The following is a 16,097-nucleotide window of genomic DNA, read 5'->3' on the forward strand; positions in this document are numbered from 1 at the left end:
AATAGTCCCTTCAAAATAGCAAGAACCGGGTTGAGAAGGCTCTCCTGGCGGTGTATTCTTCCTTTTATGGAAAAAAAAGTGGTTATCGCGCAGGGTTTATGGTGCCGGAGTAGCTTATACGTTCCGATGGCGGAGAAGTTTCAGAAAAGAGGATATTCTTACTCGATTCCGGAATTACGGAACACGGAGGCGGGAGAGGACGGAGACATCATCCCCGATTCGAATCGATATCTGGAAATATTACAAAAACATAGTATTGATTGGGAGAATACGATTTTGGTGGGTCATTCGTTCGGAGGATTATTGGCTCAAATCATTGCAGCTAGGGTAAAACCCAAGGCCCTGGTTCTACTTAGTCCTGTCGTTCCGGTAAGCTACAATCGGCCGGGATTGTATGCAATCGCATTCGGAATCTATTTAACGTTTATATCCGAATTTTTTACGAAATCTTCCAGGCCTAGTCTAAACGGATTCTCCACCTGGATCTATCAATGCTTATCTAGGAAAGAAAAGGACGAGTTATATCCTTTCTTTTTGGATGAAAGTCCTTATGTAGTGCGGGAATGTGTTCTTCCCGGAAGAATGTCCCGGATCGCATATAAGTCCAAGTCCGAGATCGAATGCCCCGTTTTCGTGGCCGCGGCAAAGGAGGATAGAATCGTAAACGCAGAATCTTTGAGAAGATTTGCCGATCGATATGCGGGCGGTTATAAGGTTTACGAGAACACGTCCCACTGGATGATTACGGAAAGTTCGATAGATCGAATCGTGACCGATATTTGCGATTGGTTAGACAAAAAATGAACGTAAAGAAGTCGGTGGAATATTACGAAATGGTTGCGCGAGTGATCGAGTATATCGATTCGGTTTTTCCGGAACAACCTGATATCATCGAATTGGCCTCGGTCGCCGGATTATCGGAATATCATTTTACTCGAATCTTTTCGGAATGGGCGGGTCTCCCGCCGAAACGGTATCTGCAATTTCTAAGGCGGGAATATGCCAAAGAAATCCTGCAAAAGAGTTCGAATTCTTTAGATGCGGCCATTTCTCTCGGGATGAACGGAACCGGAAGATTACATGATTTATTCGTGACTACCGAAGCCGTAACACCCGGGCAATGGAAGACGAACGGAAAGGATTTAAAGATTCGTTATGGATTTCATCCGAGTCCGTTCGGAAATATGTTCGCGGCAAAAACCGATAAGGGAATTTGTGAATTGCATTTTGTGGACGATCGAACGATCTCCGAAATCGACCGGGCTTTTCGTAAGAAATGGAAAAACGCGGAACTCGTCGAAGATGCGAGTGCGACGTCGGAGCTGAACGAACTGTTTGAACCTTCTCGGACTAGAATAAAAATTCATCTCTTTGGGACGAATTTTCAAGTAAAGGTATGGGAGGCGCTACTCGCGATTCCGGAGGGGTTTCTGATTTCGTATGAGGACCTTGCGGAGCGTGCAGGTTCGAAGCAATCGGTTCGGGCGGTTGCCTCTGCAGTTGCTAAAAATCCTTTAGCTTATTTAATCCCTTGTCATCGAGTTATTCGTAAAACGGGTGTTTTGAACCGATATAGATGGGGAGCCACTCGAAAAGCGGCCATCATTGCGTATGAGGCTGCAAAAATCCAGAAACTTTAATTCGGAATTATAATTCCGATATCGGTGAATCATTATTCCTTAATAGAGGAATGGCTCTAAAAAAGACGATCATCTCACTTCTTTTGTTACCTGAACCTGAAGAAACGGTAAAAAACTTGCGGAAGACGCCAGGAGAAGTAAGATGATTTTTGCACAAGATATTCCGAAACGATTGAAAGACGTCTTGGGACCCGACGAATTGAATCAATTTATCGACCTATTGAACCATGCATTTGAAGTTGAACGGAAATTTTTGGAAAGTCAGGTTTCGGATGATTTCACCCAGTCGATTGCGGAAGAGTCCGGGAGATTACGGTTAGAAATGCGGCAATCATACTTAGACGCAAGCCGACAATTCTTAGACTTTCGAGAAAACGTTCAAGAGGGATTGGCAACCGTTGAATCAAAAATTGAGATTCTTCAAGGGCGCATGACTGAGAAGTTCGCATCAACCGACATAAAGATGGAAATCCAGAGAGCAAATATGAACGAAAGATTCGCGCAGACTGACGTGAAATTTGAAATCCTGCGATCCGATATGAACGATAGGTTTGCGCAGACGGACGCGAAAATTGAGATACTGCGATCGGATATGAACGAGAGATTCGCACAAACGGATGCGAAAATTGAGATACTGCGTGCTGATATGAACGAGAGATTCGCGCAAACGGATGCAAAAATTGAAATATTGAGATCAGATATGAACGAAAGATTCGCACAGACAGATGCAAAAATTGAGATACTGCGTGCAGATATGAATGAGAGGTTTGCGCGGATGGATGCAAAAATTGAAATCCTGCGATCGGATATGAACGAGAGATTCGCGCAGATGGACGTAAAATTCGAAACCTTTCGGACGGAAATTCGATCGGATATCGCAGATTTAAAAGTCGACATCCATGCCGCGATTACGAGTCAGACGAGGTGGATTTTTACCAGCCTATTAGGGATGGCGGCGATCATGCCCATCCTCTTCAAGTTTATGGATAAAATGTTGCGCTACTTAGATATATTGTTTTAGATATTCTTTACCTTTTAAATGGCTCGGGTATAAAATGGGAAAATCGTTGCCTGTTCTTTTACGCCAGCGTCTGTACGCCTTACTGGAATCCCAATAGACTTCGTATTCGGATTCCAATCTAAAAAGAAGTTTTTCCCAAAAGAGGAAATGGTTGTCTATAAATTCCTGGCGGATATCCTTTTCACGCGAAGTAAGCGGACATTTAGAAGTGAATTCTTTCATGAAAACTAATCCGACGATCACTCCTCTTGTGTCCAAATACGGTTCTAAGGGGAATGTGCGGCAGCTAATCGAGCGATTTTCCCGTTCGCAATGTGCAACGCCTTTGCATTCACAAAATGTAATTTTCCTTTGATCGTATTCGGCGAATTCTTTTTTTTCTTCCTTTGTGCCGGGAACGTATTCCTTCCAAAGGTCCGTTCTTTCGGAAAGCATTTCATACTCGGATTTATATAAGGTTGGGAGTGCGTTATCCGCTTGGCAGCAAACGGGAATTCCCCCGTTGGCGGGGGCGCATAAGGAACCGCAATTGTATTCGGTTACTTCCTCTTGCAGTAGGGAATAATAATATTCGACTTCTTCCCGTGTGAGCGCTTTCGGATCAAGCTTGGCGGCTCTCTTCATCGATCTCCTGTTCCCTCTTTCTTTCTCTTTTCGATAGTATCCGATTCAAGTAAAGAACCCGGAAGAAAAGGTAACCCCCTCCCATCAAACCGGAGGAAAGAAGGAGACCCCACTTACGATAGAAAAGGTCGGAATTGGATGAGAGCCAACCGTTTTTTTGAAAAATAACCAGCACCAGGGATACGATCATCAGAAAGCTAAAACAGCCTAGGAAGAAAAGAGTAGTATTCCGAAGAGACCAAAGTTTGTCTTCCCGTTCGTACTTCAGGAGTAGGAACTGATGGTATAATCTTTGGTATTCCTTCGGCGTCGTGATCTTCTGGATTTCGAAGTATTGCTCGAATTCCTTCGGAACCCCGTTCGGGTCCAATAATACTAATTCGTAATCTAAAGAACCGTCATATCGTTTTCTTCGAATCGGATCGGAGAGAAAATAGTATGCTTCCGCGCCCTCTCTTAAAGCTTCGGTTCTCCAGGGAACCCACATGTTCATGTCCAGGGAAGAAATATAGTTATCGAACGCTTCTTCAATATCGCTTTTTTCGGCGTCCCGAGGCAGTCCCAATAATCCGTAATAATCTGCCTTTCGGTTCATAACTTTACCTGGGGGATTCATTCCTTGGTTTGCTCGTTTCTTCCGATTCTGCCCGAATGGAGAAGATTAGGAAACGATTTTTCAATCGGGAAAACGGCCATGAAATCCCCTTTACACACGATTTCTACTCCAAAAACTCGTCTTATGAGCGTAATGGAAGCTGTGGTCAGGGCCGGTAAGGTTTATATAGAGACATACGGCTGCCAAATGAACGAATACGATTCCGGAATCGTAACGAGTTTAATGCAGGGCGCTCAATATGAAACGGTTTCCGACCCGGAGGAATCCGACGTTATCTTTTTGAATACCTGCGCGATCCGCGAGAACGCTCACGCTAAAATCTACGGTCGCTTACAAAGTCTGGGTTATTTAAAAAAAAGGAATCCTTCCCTCGTCATCGGAGTTCTGGGCTGTATGGCTCAAAATCTCGGGGAGGATTTATTCCACCAGGAACTTCCTTTGGACCTGGTGGTCGGGCCGGATAATTATCGCAGCTTGCCGGATTTAATTTCCAGGATTCGAACGGGAGAACACTCCGTTTCCCTAACTCGGCTTTCCAAAATCGAAACCTACGACGAAATCGAGCCGAGGGTCGTTAACGGAGTTCAGGCCTTCGTCACGATTATGCGGGGATGCAATAACTTTTGCACTTTTTGCGTGGTTCCTTATACGAGAGGTCGGGAAAGGAGCAGGGACCCGCAATCGATCGTAAGAGAGACCAGAGATTTGGTGGCTCAAGGCGTGAAACAACTAACGCTCCTGGGTCAAAATGTAAACTCTTATAAATTCGAAGACATCGACTTTGCCGGTTTAGTACGTTTATTGTTAAACGAAACGGAAATCGAGAGAATTCGCTTCACCTCGCCTCACCCCAAAGATTTCCCCCTGCACTTACTCGAGTTGATGGCGGAGAATCCCAGATTTTGTCCGAATATACATTTACCTCTTCAATCCGGAAGCACCGAAGTCTTAACGAACATGAAGAGAGTTTATTCTCGTGAAGAATTTCTGGAAGTCGTCGATCGAATCAGAGGTTATGTTCCGCAGGTAGGATTGACTACGGATATCATAGTCGGATTCCCGGGAGAAACCGACGAGCAGTACGAAGAAACTCTCGATGTGGTCAGGAAAGTCGGCTTCGATATGGCGTTTATGTTCAAATATTCCGAGAGAGAGGGGACGATCGCCCAGAAGCGCTATCCGGACGATGTAGCCGAAGAAGTAAAAGGGGAACGGCTGACCAAGCTGGTCGATTTACAGACCGCGATATCTTTGGAGCAGAATCAGGCGAGGATCGGAAAAACATATCCTATTCTAATCGAAGGGATATCGAAGAAATCCGCTAACGAAGTCTGCGGAAGAACTCCTTGCGGGCGTATGACCGTCTTTCCCATTCCTGAAGGCGAAGATTCCTTATCGATGATAGGAAGGTCCGTTCCCGTCACAATCATATCCGCAACGAGTGCCACCCTAAAGGGAAGGATCCTTGCTTGAAAAAAACTTCCCCTTCTCAAAAGGGGAAAGGTGCTTCGGCCCAATCCTCCGCAAATAGTAAGGCGCGCTCGGCCCGAAAGGGGAGTACGGAAGTTTTTGGCGTAGAGGCTAAAGGCAAAGTCAGACAAGGAACGGATCTTCGTTCCGTCAGAGTTCATAGCATCGCCGACCTTCCCCCCGGATTTTATGTTCATACGGACCGGGAAAAATTTTGGAGATGGATTCCCATCCTAGACCGTTATATACTATCGGAGATCGTTCCTCCATTTTTCGTTTCCCTTCTATTTTTCACCACAGTCTATATGGCTCTCGCTCTTCAAAAGATGATCGGTCTTTTCGTGGGGAAAGGCGTGGACCCACTTCGTTTATTGGATTATTTCGGTTACCTTTTGGGAAACATCATGCCGATGACCATACCTATGGCCTGTCTGATGAGCGGGGTCATGGCGGCGGGAAGGTTATCCGGAGATTCCGAGATCACTGCGATTCGCTCAGCGGGTATTAGCTTCTCTCGAATCTACATCGTATTTCTCATTTTCGGAACTGTAATGGCCCTCGTAGTGGGGTATCTGAACTTTTATCTTTCTCCGGAAAATACCAGGAAGATGGAGGAATTTAATAAATGGGTTATGGCTTATAATCCTCTTCTCGCAATGACTCCGGGCCAATTCAGCGGGGATAAGACACAGGGTCTGTTTGAGGAAAAGGGACGGACCATGTATACCGAGGGAGTTAACCCGGAGACCGGAGAATTGAGCGGAGTCCAAATTCGAGAGTGGACGATTTCCCTCGAAGGGGACGAATACTTTTACATAGGCACTACTGCGATTCCAATGGGTGGTTCTCGCTTATCACAAATTATTGCCGCCAAAAAAGGAACCCTCGTAGAAAAAATGGGGCCGAACGGAGAATTCGAAAAATCGATCCGATTGAAGGGCGGTTGGATCTTGGAATGGAACCAGGATAAAAAAGGATTCTCCGTTTACGACTTACGCAACGGGGAGATGGATTATAATATTCCCAAAAAGGAAGAAAAGAAAACATTAGAGCTGAACGTGAGTCCCGAAACATTTACCATGCCGGTGTTAATCTCCATACGAAATAGCATAGAAAGCGAAGGATTGGAAAACATTCCCGGTCTGGAAATTTTGCACGAAATGGGGTTATCGATAAAAGGAATCGGCGGTTTGAAAGCCATGGTCACTCAGTTGCAGATCGATGTCATACAAACAGCGCAGGATCCGACCATTTCCGCTTCCGAAAAAACTCAGAAATTTTCGATTCTGACGCAGTTGGATGCATTGCTGAAACAATCTAAAAAAGTGCTGGCAAAATTTAATGTGGAGATCCATCGGCGAATTGCGATGCCGATTTCTTGCTTAATTTTTTCGATTATCTCTCTCCCCCTCGGTTTAGTGGTGAAACGTTCCGGAAAAGGGATGAGTTTCACGATGGCTGTGGTTTTGATCATAATCTACTGGGGTTTATTCACCGTCGGTAGCAATGTCTCCGATAATAGTAAGTTTCCGGTTTGGCTAGGCCCCTGGGCAGGCAATATCGTCGTTACGATCATTAGCCTAAATATCATGCTAAAGAGAACGGATATGCGATTGCCTTTACCCGTTATGAAGTTTTTTGCAAGAATCGGGGAAAGACTTTCGCCTGTCTCCGATTTCCTGACTCGGACTTTCGGGTATTTGGAGCCCCTAAAAACGAAATTGACAGTGGTACTCAAGAAATTATCTTTATGGAGAAACCGGGAAGGAAGGGGTTAGCCTTGAGCCCGGCAGGATCCGAAAAATTTGGGTTCCGTCACCTTTTAAGACGCATGCATAGGGGGCAGTCGGCTTTGAAAACCGCAAATATATGGCATATCACCTCCGGAGCGGAATTCCCCGTCCATATCTGGAAGCATCCCCGTATCAATATAGAATTGCGTAAAGTGATCCTCAAGGATTACAAAACGATCGAATTAGACCCTCAGGATATCAACGTCTTTTATGTAAATACCCAAATCAAAGACTGGAATGAGATTAAGGACGATTTTTTAAAACGTTTTGAACTGCATCCGTTCGTGGCTTTAATCATTATCGTTTCACCGGATGCCGAGGAGATTTTTCCGAAATTATCCCCTAAGGGTAAGTCGGAGGTTTTGGAGAATCCCGTTCAACCCAGGACATTACGCATCATTTTAGATAGAGTCATTCAGACGGAATTCTTTAAGTTGATCGCTAACGAAATCGGGAATAGCTGCCTGGCTAATGTAGGTTTCTTTGAAGGCGTTTTCGAATTGGCTAATAAAGAATATCAGGATGCACATAAAGCGAATGCCGCTTTGCACGCCATCTTAGAGTTTGAAGCTAAGATAAAAAAGAATAACGAAGACATTAATAAGGCGATTGAGAGAGTCAACGAGCTTAAAAATCAGGAACTGCTCACGCTTCACGAACGTCTTAAAGTTTCGGAAATCATCGACAATCTCAAAACGATGGAATTGAAACATGCGTTGGAATTGAGAAAAGCGACCGAGCGCGCTCTCGAGTATTCCAGTATCGAAGAGATAGAAATGAATCGGATTCTGGAAGCCCAAACGAAATTATTTGCGTACACCGAACAGGAAATACGGGAGTTAGTCGAAGAGAATAAAAGACTTCGGAAGGAATTGGGTCTTCCCGAGCATACCTGAGGCTGGGGAAAAAGCGACGCGAGTCATCAATCTCTTGCGAGCAACTCCATGACTTTTTTAAATTCGTAGGAATTTTGACCGTACTTGAGTTCGGCGTAACGAATTCCGTGCTTTCTTCTTAAAGATAAATAAGATTGAGCGTTATCCTCGTCCTTACCTTTCTTGGCAGCCAGATAAAGTCTTTCGTAGCAATGCGCGAGGAGTTGGTGAGGTTCCGGTTCCTCGTTGAATTTCGGATCTAAATCGATATATTTTTCCAGAAAACCGGCCGACTGAACGAAGTTTTTCATCGCGTATTGGTGTTTGATCAATTCCCGGTAGACGTCTGCCTGAATCTCCAAAAAAGAACTCGTTCGCTTAATATTCGGGTTTTTAACTTTATCAAGATTTTGTGATGCCATTGCGAGTAAGCTGATCGTATCTAGTCTCGCCCGAGCGAGTTCCCTATTCAAAACCCTATCGAAATTTTCGAGTCTTGTTTTTCTTTGCCAGTCGTATCTCTCGGAATCCGGCGATTTTGCCTCTTCGTCTTTTCTTCTTCGATCGATCGCAGAACTGGTTTTTCTGAATGTATCTAGGGCTTTTCCTAATTCTTCACCGGCTTTCTTGATTAAGGATTTTGAATTATCTTCGGAAAAATTGCCGAGAAAATCCAAATCGTGAAACTCTAAAGGATTTTCGCTCCAAGGTCCTTCGTTCGTGGATTCCGGAATTAGCATTTCCAGCCTTTTTTCGGGAAAGCGGTCGTGCGGATCCGATTCCCCCAATACACAAAACAAGGGAATCATAATGATGAGAAGGAGGCTTTTCTCTTTATCGGGCAAATTCCAGGAACGAAAATGGCGCATTCATAAATAAGATCGGCGCCTAGTCGATAAACATAAGCTCGAAACTATGCTTCCCCGCATTTTACGAGGATAAACGTTTCGGTTGAGTCTTCCATCTACGATGGACCCAAAAGTATTGTTCGGGCGATTTCCTGATTTTGGATTCCAAAACTTTCGTCCAGATTTCGGTCGTTCTCCTGATCATATCCTCTTTCGTTTCCTTCGGTAGTCTTTCCGGAATTCCTAAATTTTCGCAGGTGATTTCGAATTTTCCCTTACCCTTATACTCGGTCGTATAAAAGACCAACGGGACTTTTGCCAGATAGGACATCACTGCCGGACCTTGGTGCGTCGAGGCGGGCCTATTTAAAAAAGGAATGAAAATCCCGGTATCTCCCGCATTTTGGTCGGCAAAGAAAGCCAACCAATATCCTTCTTTTAACTTACGAAGTACTTCCGTCGGCCGATCGATCGGAATCGTGATAACCGTACCATAATTTTGCCTTCTCTTATCCACCCAATTGCTAACGTACGGGTTTCTGGCAGGCTTGTATAAAGTGCCTACCTTTGGAAGACGCAGAGGCATATAAACAGCCATGCTCTCCCAATTTCCTATATGGCCGGAAACGATCACTACGCCGCTGCCGGTAGCGGATATTTCCTTCTCGGTTTTTTCAGATTCCTTATCGTAAGATATGTAGGTTTCATACCAAGCTTTCGGATTTCTTTGCTCGTAGAAAAAGCAACCGAGGATCACACCGAGAAATCTAAAATGCTTTCGCACCAATGATAATTTTTCCTTATGCGTCAATTCCGGAAAGGCGTGAGATATATTTTGGTAGGCTATTTTGCGATGCTTTTGGGCTAACGGATAAAGAAGCAACGTTAATCCCGAACCGAAAAATATACATGCTCTATAAGGTAGAAATGAAAATGGAAAAAGGACCGACCGCATGATTAGGTAAGAAACGAAATGTTTAAATTGGCTTACTGTTCCTGCCTTGGATCCGTTTGCCAGTTGTAGTATTTCACTCATGACTAGTTCCAATTCTAAAAACTAAGAAACGAGAACAACTATTTTGCGATTTTTTTTCCGTTAGACTTAGGTTCAAAAACAACATAAGGAAAGTATAATTCTATATTGTTGGAATTCCTCCTCTCTCTTGACCTCAGTCTAGCAAGGCTTTTGCGGAAGAATCTTTAGCATTGAAAGAAGGGGATGCGCTTGGAATCAGTAACCCGTTTTTGCACTTCCCTTCCGAGCGTATACCATAAGCAAGGGAGTGAATCCGAATCGGATCGTAGATGGAAATAATATTTTGAATTACAGTATCAATGAACGTTTTGCGATTCTTATCTCTTGCGAGTGAGGAGGCTATGCATTCATGTTTTTGTTATCCGACAAACTTCTTCCAGCCATCGGATTCTTGATTGCACGCGGAGCCGTTTTTTGCCGGATCTGAGATAGGATACTATCGTAATTTGTTCGCGATTGAGCAACGAACGCCGAAGAATCATTCCAGCATTCAAATGTGACTTGTACGAACGCGAAAGACTCAAGTTGCGGATTAAAAAAATGATTCCAGGAATGGAAGGCACTAGAGACCGTGAAATGAAGAGGTGGATCCGATGCAAACTGCCAATGTTCCCGAGACAAAAAGAATCGTTTTAATAGCGCACGATAATAAAAAACAGGACCTTGTCGAATGGGTTCTTCTTCATAAAGAAGAGTTGCGGCGGCATCATTTATACGGTACTGGGACCACCGGTAAGGTAGTTCACGAGAAGACGGATCTTCCCGTTCATAGATTTCTTTCAGGACCTCTCGGGGGCGATCAACAAATCGGTGCGAAAATCGTTGACGGCGAGATCGACGTTATGATTTTTTTCTGGGATCCTCTTACGGCTCAACCCCATGATCCGGACGTAAAAGCGCTTCTTCGGATTGCGGTCTTATATAATATCCCGGTTGCAAACAATCGGATCTCTGCGGATTATTTGATTTCCTCCAATTTGCTTTCCTCTTCCTACAAAAGAACTTCCATCGATTATAATACCGGACTTCCGATTTACTGATCCTTTCCGTTTCACTTCGAATGAAAAAAAGATAGCGGTTGATATTTTAAAGTCCTTCAGCGGTAAAGGCGGATCGATAAGCTTCCGGAGGACAGGTCTGGAAGGTACAGTAGGAATTTCCGGATTCGTCGATCCCGTCCTGATCAAAATTTTAAGATCTATCGAACTTCGACTGATTGAGTTTTTAGCTCCGACTTTGCGAATCGGCTCTCCTAATGTTGCCAATATGGGCGTTTCATTCGGCCCTTTCGATTCTCCGAATGTTCTTCCCTCGTTCTCGAACTTACCTTATTTTTTACTATAAATACTTCGTATCGAAAACGGTTTCTTTTGGGACCATACTAAGCTTACATTCAAACTCGGGATTTTTGAATGTAAGCAATATTCCGTATTTCTAATTTTACTGTCCTTGGGCGGAAAACGCCGCCTGATAAGCGGCCGGCGGACAGGTTTGATAAGTACAGGTAAATGCATTCGGGGACACATTCGCCCAGATCCCGTTCGTAGTTAAGGTCGAACAAGTTATATTATATGAATTGGATTTTCCGGTCCCTGACGGTATGCCCATGCAGGTTCCAAGCGGAATATCTTGGTAACAAGTACAGTTTCCTTGAAACGCTTGCGTGTTGGTGCAATAAACGCAGTCCGCCTTTATTTTGCTTTGGACAAGCTCTGAAAGCAGTTCCAGCTTATTGTACCGTTCGTGTTCTCTTTTAGATTGAGGATTATAAGTACAGTTACCTAAACCGATCGAGAATAGTAGGACGAGGTTGATTATTAAGTATTTCTTCATGCTGTTTCCCTCATTTTGAATCTGATATTAATGTAAACGGTATATCTACTTTGAAAGTGATATTAATTCCGGGATTTAACGCGTAAGTGGCGTATCTGCTGAGCGGATTCACGTACTTAGTGTTGAATAAATTCTGGACTCCGACATCAAAGGTCGCCGAATCCGTTCCGTTGGATAATCCGGGTATTGCGGCTCCGAAGCCCAGATCATAAAGATTATAACCGTGGGACGGGGTTTGGAGTACGCCGACCCGATACTGGGGTTGAACGAAGTTACCGTTTACCGAAAAGTAAGGATTCTCTAAACCGAATAATTTATTAGTCGTAAACTTGGTGCCGAATCTGGCTCGGTTGGGAGTCATGTTCGGTAAATTTTTATTTTCCAGGTCGAACAGGATCGATCGGAAGTCGATGCTGCCGAGATTCAGTAGTACGGAAGGATCGACTTTCTTCGTTACGTTTCCTTGAAGTAAATCGATACCACCGCTCAAAACTAACCAAGAAGTCGTTTGATATTGAAAACTGAATTCTCCCCCCGTCAACTGGGCTCTATCTTGTCGATAATTATAGATTCCGAATCCGGAAATCGGGTCGAAGGCTCCGGTGCTTACGGAATAAATGTAATTATTGATATTGTTTTGGAAAGCGCTAAGTTCTAATTGCAGTCGGTCCGTAGCATATCTAAGAGTAGTATCGTAATTCAGAGATGTTTCCGGTCGAAGCGTATTTTTACCTAGCTCGAACTTACCTGTCCCTTCGTGAACTCCGTTAGCGAATAGCTCGAATTCCGTAGGAGCTCTAAATCCTCTGCCCGCATTTAATGCCAACGAAAAATCCTTGGCAAACCTCCAGAGAGCACCTAAGGTACCGGTATTCGCATCGAAGTTTCGGGTTTGCTGAACGACATTCAATGCCGGATTCGTGCTCACGCTAATGGATCGCTTATCGTGACGCCCACCGACGGAAAACGTAAAATCACCGACTCTCCATTGTTCCAGAAAGAAAAATCCGACGTTATATAGTTGGTCTCCCGGAACCAAAGGATTCGTTCCGATCGTAACGTTCTTCTGATTCATACCCTGGAAGCCGAGCGTGCCTTTTAATCCTTTCCATTCCTTATGATGAACCTTCGCGTCAAAGGTAGTCGTATCCAAAAAGAGATTTAAACCTTGTTTGAAATTATTGGCATTTACCTGATATATTTCGTATGCCTTTTGAAACTGAGTCAGAGAGCTGCCGGTAAGGTCGCCGTAAATCGGGGCATATCGGTTCTTATCCGGGATTTCCCTTCGATTATTTCGCTGATAGCCTGCGTCGAGTTCTATGTTTACCAAAGGAAGAATAAAGAAAGAATGAATATGCGTCTTTTGGTGCGAAAGTTTCTGTAGCCCTTTCCCCTGAGGGTTGTCCACCGGGTTATCATATAGATCCTGTTCTTGCGTCCGTTGAAAACTGTCAATGTATGCATTTCCCCAGGAACCGTCCGTTCCAATGGAGGCGCTGATATTTTTTTCGTTTATTCCGGTATTCGGTAATTTTCCGTTCGGAGTCCGGATGCCGGATGCCTTTCTTTCATCGGTGTGCACCCGATAACCTACATTCAAATTCTTGTTATAGCCGTACAGGGAGATTGAACCTGCGTCTTGGCGGTTATTCGTAAAACTGTTGGAAGATATATTACCTGCGAGTACTGGCGCATTATCTTTCGCCGTCGGTGCCTTGGAACGGATAATATTCACAACACCGCCTAACGCATCCGAACCATAGAGGACCGACGCAGGGCCCCGCACAACTTCGAGCCTGTCGATACCGAACGAGTCGACTTCTACGGTATGATCGTCTCCGAATTGCTGCTCCTCCTGTCGGACTCCGTCGGTCATCACCAAGACTCTCTGCCCGGTTAATCCTCGGATAACCGGTTTAGCAGCTCCGGCTCCAGTGGATAGATTGGCGACTCCAGGGGTATTATCCAAGGTCGACATTACGTTTTGCCCTCGTAATCTTTGAAGTTGTCTTCCTTCCACCACAGTCGTCGGTTGAGGAGTCGAAAGAAAATCGGAAGCGATCGATCTAGTCGTCACATTGATCGCTTGGCTTTCTAGGAAAGTCGGCTTTAAAGTAAATTCGATCGTTTGATCCGTTCCCCCCACGTCGACTCGAACCGTGTTCGGTTGATAATAGGGCGCGATTGCGGTTACGGAATACGATCCTTGCGTTAAGTGCTGGAATTCAAAGCTACCGTCCGCTCCGGTTTTTATTGAAACGTTATTTTCACTTAGTACTACCCTTGCGCCTTGGATCGGTTTTCCGGTCGGATCTTTGACCGTTCCTTTTAAATTTACGTCGAGAGCCAAAAGTCCGGTCCAAGGACTCAAAAAAAGAGCAAGTAAAATAAGTTTATGGTTATATAATTTTTCAGATTTCATTTCTTTCCTATATTGGAATTTTATAAATAACTAATCTACGGAACCCACGGGAATCCTAGATGCAATAGAAGCGCGTTATTTTAAGAAAGAAGGGGAGGGGATCTACCCGGAATGGATAGATACCGAAAAAGGGGAATATAAATGGATAAAGTCGAGCCGCTTATTTCTGAAGAAACGGCCGGAATTTTCAGGGAGAAGTGGCCGTCGCCGGGAGGGGAAGTTTGGCTTCCGGCACGACCGTGTATACATAGAGCGCAGAATTCGGCGGGATTTCCGGAATCGAAGGAAGCTAGTTGGCCCGTTATAAAATGAGAGTCTTTTGGGCCTTTTGGAAAGAAATGATGATGAGAGGAGGCGTTATAGGTTCCGGACAGAAAAAGTCCGAACGATAAGACCGCTATTGCTTGGAACACTCTCTGTTTTTTAAATTTGTTCCCTGTCCTCATAAATTACCAATAATGATAACTCGTTATTAAAAAGCAAGTAGAAATCACTAGCAGAGGCCAGAAGACTGAGGACAGTAGCTGCTCGAAGTTGGAAAGGTGGCAGAGGATGGGGGAAAATTCACTGTAACGCAGGAATCTTTCTCTATAACGCGGAAACCCGGCTAGTCAATGTTCTGCCCTTTTCAGAGGACAGAAGACTGACGACAGATGCGTTCGCTTTCAGAGGACAGAGGTCAGAAGACAGATGCGCTCGCTTCGCTCACGCTAGACAGAAGCTGCTCGATGTTGTGAAGGTTATAGAAGTAGAGGAGATATCTATTGTAATGCAGGAATTTTTCTCTAGAACGTGGGAACCCCGTTCAACCAATATTCTGTCTTCAGTCCTCTGCGTGGGAGCTCCTACTGATTCCATTTTGGAAAAGTTCTTGTCAGGGGAATCATTTTGTGGTAGAGGAATTTTTCCACCGCTCCGCTCCGGCCCCCAGAGTCTGTTGAAAAAGAGGTGCAAATTTTACGAATGTACTAGATTTGCCGAATGGCAAAGTTCAAGAATACGGACCCTAAACAGCTGCGGATGTATGTTTTAAACTTTCAGGAGTTATTTGGAGAAGGACATCCTATTCATAGCTTTAAGAAAGTCATCGATCGCTTAGTAGATTTTGAGGATTTCGAGAAGAATTACCAGAATGATGAAACAGGGCGACCCGCGATCTCGCCCAAGAAAGTAATTTCGGCCCTTTTTTATTCGATACTAATAGGCAACCTCTCGATGAGAGAACTTTGTAGACTTTCAAAACTGAGAGCCGAATTGATTTATCTATTGGATGGAGAAGAGTTAGATCATACGTTTATTTCAAAGTTTAGAAAGACCCACAAAAATGAAATTGAGGACTTATTCTCTCAAACGGTATTTCTCGGTTATGAAAGCGGTTATATAGATTTTGAAACGGTTTCAATCGATGGAACAAAGATAAAGGCCAATGCGAATTCCGATGATATGGGGGATTTAGAGAAATTCGAGACTCGGTTGAAGCAAATAGAAAAAGTCAGTAAGATAAAACTAAGGGAGTGGGAACGGTCGGCAGATTTAGAACAGACTAAACTTTCGAAAAAAACGAAAGATTTGGAACGAAAAGCAGGCAAGTTAAAAGAGGCTGTAGAATTCTTAAAAAAGCACAAAGACCGCCGCAGGATCCATCTCTATGAGAGAAATTGCGATCTACAGAAAAAGGGAAACGCCTTTATCGTAGGTTACAATGCTCAGGCGGCGGTCGATAGCAAATCTAACATGATTGTTTCCCAATCTGTGGAAACGGGGCAAGCAGATACGAAGTTTACGGAAAAGATGATTCGAAAAGTCGAATATTGTCACCTTTCCCTGAAATCAAGAGACAATGATTTCAGAAAAATTCAATATATCTTGGATGCGGGTTACGCGAGTGAAGCCAACTTTCGGAGTTTAAAGGATTT

General features: G+C 44.2%; 15 protein-coding genes. 8 read left to right on the forward strand and 7 right to left on the reverse strand.

From position 1 onward, the window contains the following. Positions 1-66 precede the first annotated feature (66 nt). The 3 genes from LEP1GSC047_RS03160 (at position 67) to LEP1GSC047_RS03170 (ending at position 2,661) form a co-directional block, all read left to right on the forward strand. Positions 67-804: an alpha/beta hydrolase gene (locus tag LEP1GSC047_RS03160; RefSeq protein ID WP_010413011.1), complete on the forward strand. Its 738-nt coding sequence runs from the start codon at positions 67-69 to the stop codon at positions 802-804. Beyond that, positions 801-1,640, forward strand: coding sequence for a methylated-DNA--[protein]-cysteine S-methyltransferase (locus tag LEP1GSC047_RS03165; RefSeq protein ID WP_010413009.1), 840 nt, complete (start codon positions 801-803; stop codon positions 1,638-1,640). The genes LEP1GSC047_RS03160 and LEP1GSC047_RS03165 overlap by 4 nt, the downstream gene beginning before the upstream one ends. Before the next feature lie 142 nt (positions 1,641-1,782). After that, on the forward strand, positions 1,783-2,661 hold the full coding sequence (locus LEP1GSC047_RS03170) for an LA_3696 family protein (RefSeq protein WP_010413007.1): 879 nt from the start codon (positions 1,783-1,785) through the stop codon (positions 2,659-2,661). On the opposite strand, the gene LEP1GSC047_RS03175 is transcribed toward LEP1GSC047_RS03170, so the two are convergent. Beyond that, entirely contained in the window at positions 2,644-3,285 is a 642-nt protein-coding gene (locus tag LEP1GSC047_RS03175; protein ID WP_010413006.1) for a hypothetical protein, read from the reverse strand. The genes LEP1GSC047_RS03170 and LEP1GSC047_RS03175 overlap by 18 nt on opposite strands. Further along, on the reverse strand, positions 3,263-3,880 hold the full coding sequence (locus LEP1GSC047_RS03180) for a DnaJ domain-containing protein (RefSeq protein ID WP_020988181.1): 618 nt from the start codon (positions 3,878-3,880) through the stop codon (positions 3,263-3,265). The genes LEP1GSC047_RS03175 and LEP1GSC047_RS03180 overlap by 23 nt, the downstream gene beginning before the upstream one ends. A 144-nt stretch (positions 3,881-4,024) precedes the next feature. On the opposite strand from LEP1GSC047_RS03180, the gene miaB reads away from it, so the two are divergent. The 3 genes from miaB to LEP1GSC047_RS03195 are packed head-to-tail and all read left to right on the forward strand — an operon-like array spanning position 4,025 to position 8,060. After that, positions 4,025-5,374: a tRNA (N6-isopentenyl adenosine(37)-C2)-methylthiotransferase MiaB gene (gene miaB, locus LEP1GSC047_RS03185; protein WP_039934002.1), complete on the forward strand. Its 1,350-nt coding sequence runs from the start codon at positions 4,025-4,027 to the stop codon at positions 5,372-5,374. Further along, positions 5,371-7,149: an LptF/LptG family permease gene (locus LEP1GSC047_RS03190; protein WP_010413000.1), complete on the forward strand. Its 1,779-nt coding sequence runs from the start codon at positions 5,371-5,373 to the stop codon at positions 7,147-7,149. Before miaB ends, LEP1GSC047_RS03190 begins: the two co-directional genes overlap by 4 nt. A gap of 53 nt (positions 7,150-7,202) precedes the next feature. Next, positions 7,203-8,060, forward strand: coding sequence for a hypothetical protein (locus tag LEP1GSC047_RS03195; protein ID WP_039934004.1), 858 nt, complete (start codon positions 7,203-7,205; stop codon positions 8,058-8,060). Positions 8,061-8,086: 26 nt separating this feature from the next. On the opposite strand, the gene LEP1GSC047_RS03200 is transcribed toward LEP1GSC047_RS03195, so the two are convergent. Together LEP1GSC047_RS03200 and LEP1GSC047_RS03205 are read right to left on the reverse strand one after the other, a co-directional pair. Continuing rightward, entirely contained in the window at positions 8,087-8,908 is an 822-nt protein-coding gene (locus LEP1GSC047_RS03200; protein ID WP_010412995.1) for an FcpA-related putative periplasmic flagellar protein, read from the reverse strand. Positions 8,909-8,969: 61 nt separating this feature from the next. Then, complete coding sequence (locus LEP1GSC047_RS03205) at positions 8,970-9,923, reverse strand: lysophospholipid acyltransferase family protein (protein WP_010412994.1); 954 nt, start codon at positions 9,921-9,923, stop codon at positions 8,970-8,972. A gap of 593 nt (positions 9,924-10,516) precedes the next feature. On the opposite strand from LEP1GSC047_RS03205, the gene LEP1GSC047_RS03210 reads away from it, so the two are divergent. Then, positions 10,517-10,963, forward strand: a complete 447-nt coding sequence (locus LEP1GSC047_RS03210) for a methylglyoxal synthase (RefSeq protein WP_010412992.1) — start codon at positions 10,517-10,519, stop codon at positions 10,961-10,963. Between the two features lie 400 nt (positions 10,964-11,363). Here LEP1GSC047_RS03210 and LEP1GSC047_RS03215 read toward each other — a convergent pair whose 3' ends face one another. The 3 genes from LEP1GSC047_RS03215 to LEP1GSC047_RS03225 all read right to left on the reverse strand — a co-directional run bounded on the left by LEP1GSC047_RS03215 (position 11,364) and on the right by LEP1GSC047_RS03225 (position 14,594). Next, positions 11,364-11,756, reverse strand: coding sequence for a hypothetical protein (locus LEP1GSC047_RS03215; RefSeq protein ID WP_010412990.1), 393 nt, complete (start codon positions 11,754-11,756; stop codon positions 11,364-11,366). Between the two features lie 10 nt (positions 11,757-11,766). Beyond that, positions 11,767-14,181, reverse strand: coding sequence for a TonB-dependent receptor (locus tag LEP1GSC047_RS03220; RefSeq protein WP_010412986.1), 2,415 nt, complete (start codon positions 14,179-14,181; stop codon positions 11,767-11,769). A gap of 80 nt (positions 14,182-14,261) precedes the next feature. After that, a complete protein-coding gene (locus LEP1GSC047_RS03225) occupies positions 14,262-14,594 on the reverse strand; it encodes a hypothetical protein (protein WP_010412985.1) in 333 nt (110 codons plus the stop codon). Between the two features lie 568 nt (positions 14,595-15,162). Between LEP1GSC047_RS03225 and LEP1GSC047_RS03230 the strand changes: the two genes are divergently transcribed. Further along, on the forward strand, positions 15,163-16,097 hold a 935-nt coding region (locus LEP1GSC047_RS03230; protein WP_020988182.1), incomplete at its 3' end, for a transposase.

This window comes from Leptospira inadai serovar Lyme str. 10 (genome assembly GCF_000243675.2).
Classification (GTDB): Bacteria; Spirochaetota; Leptospiria; order Leptospirales; family Leptospiraceae; genus Leptospira_B; species Leptospira_B inadai.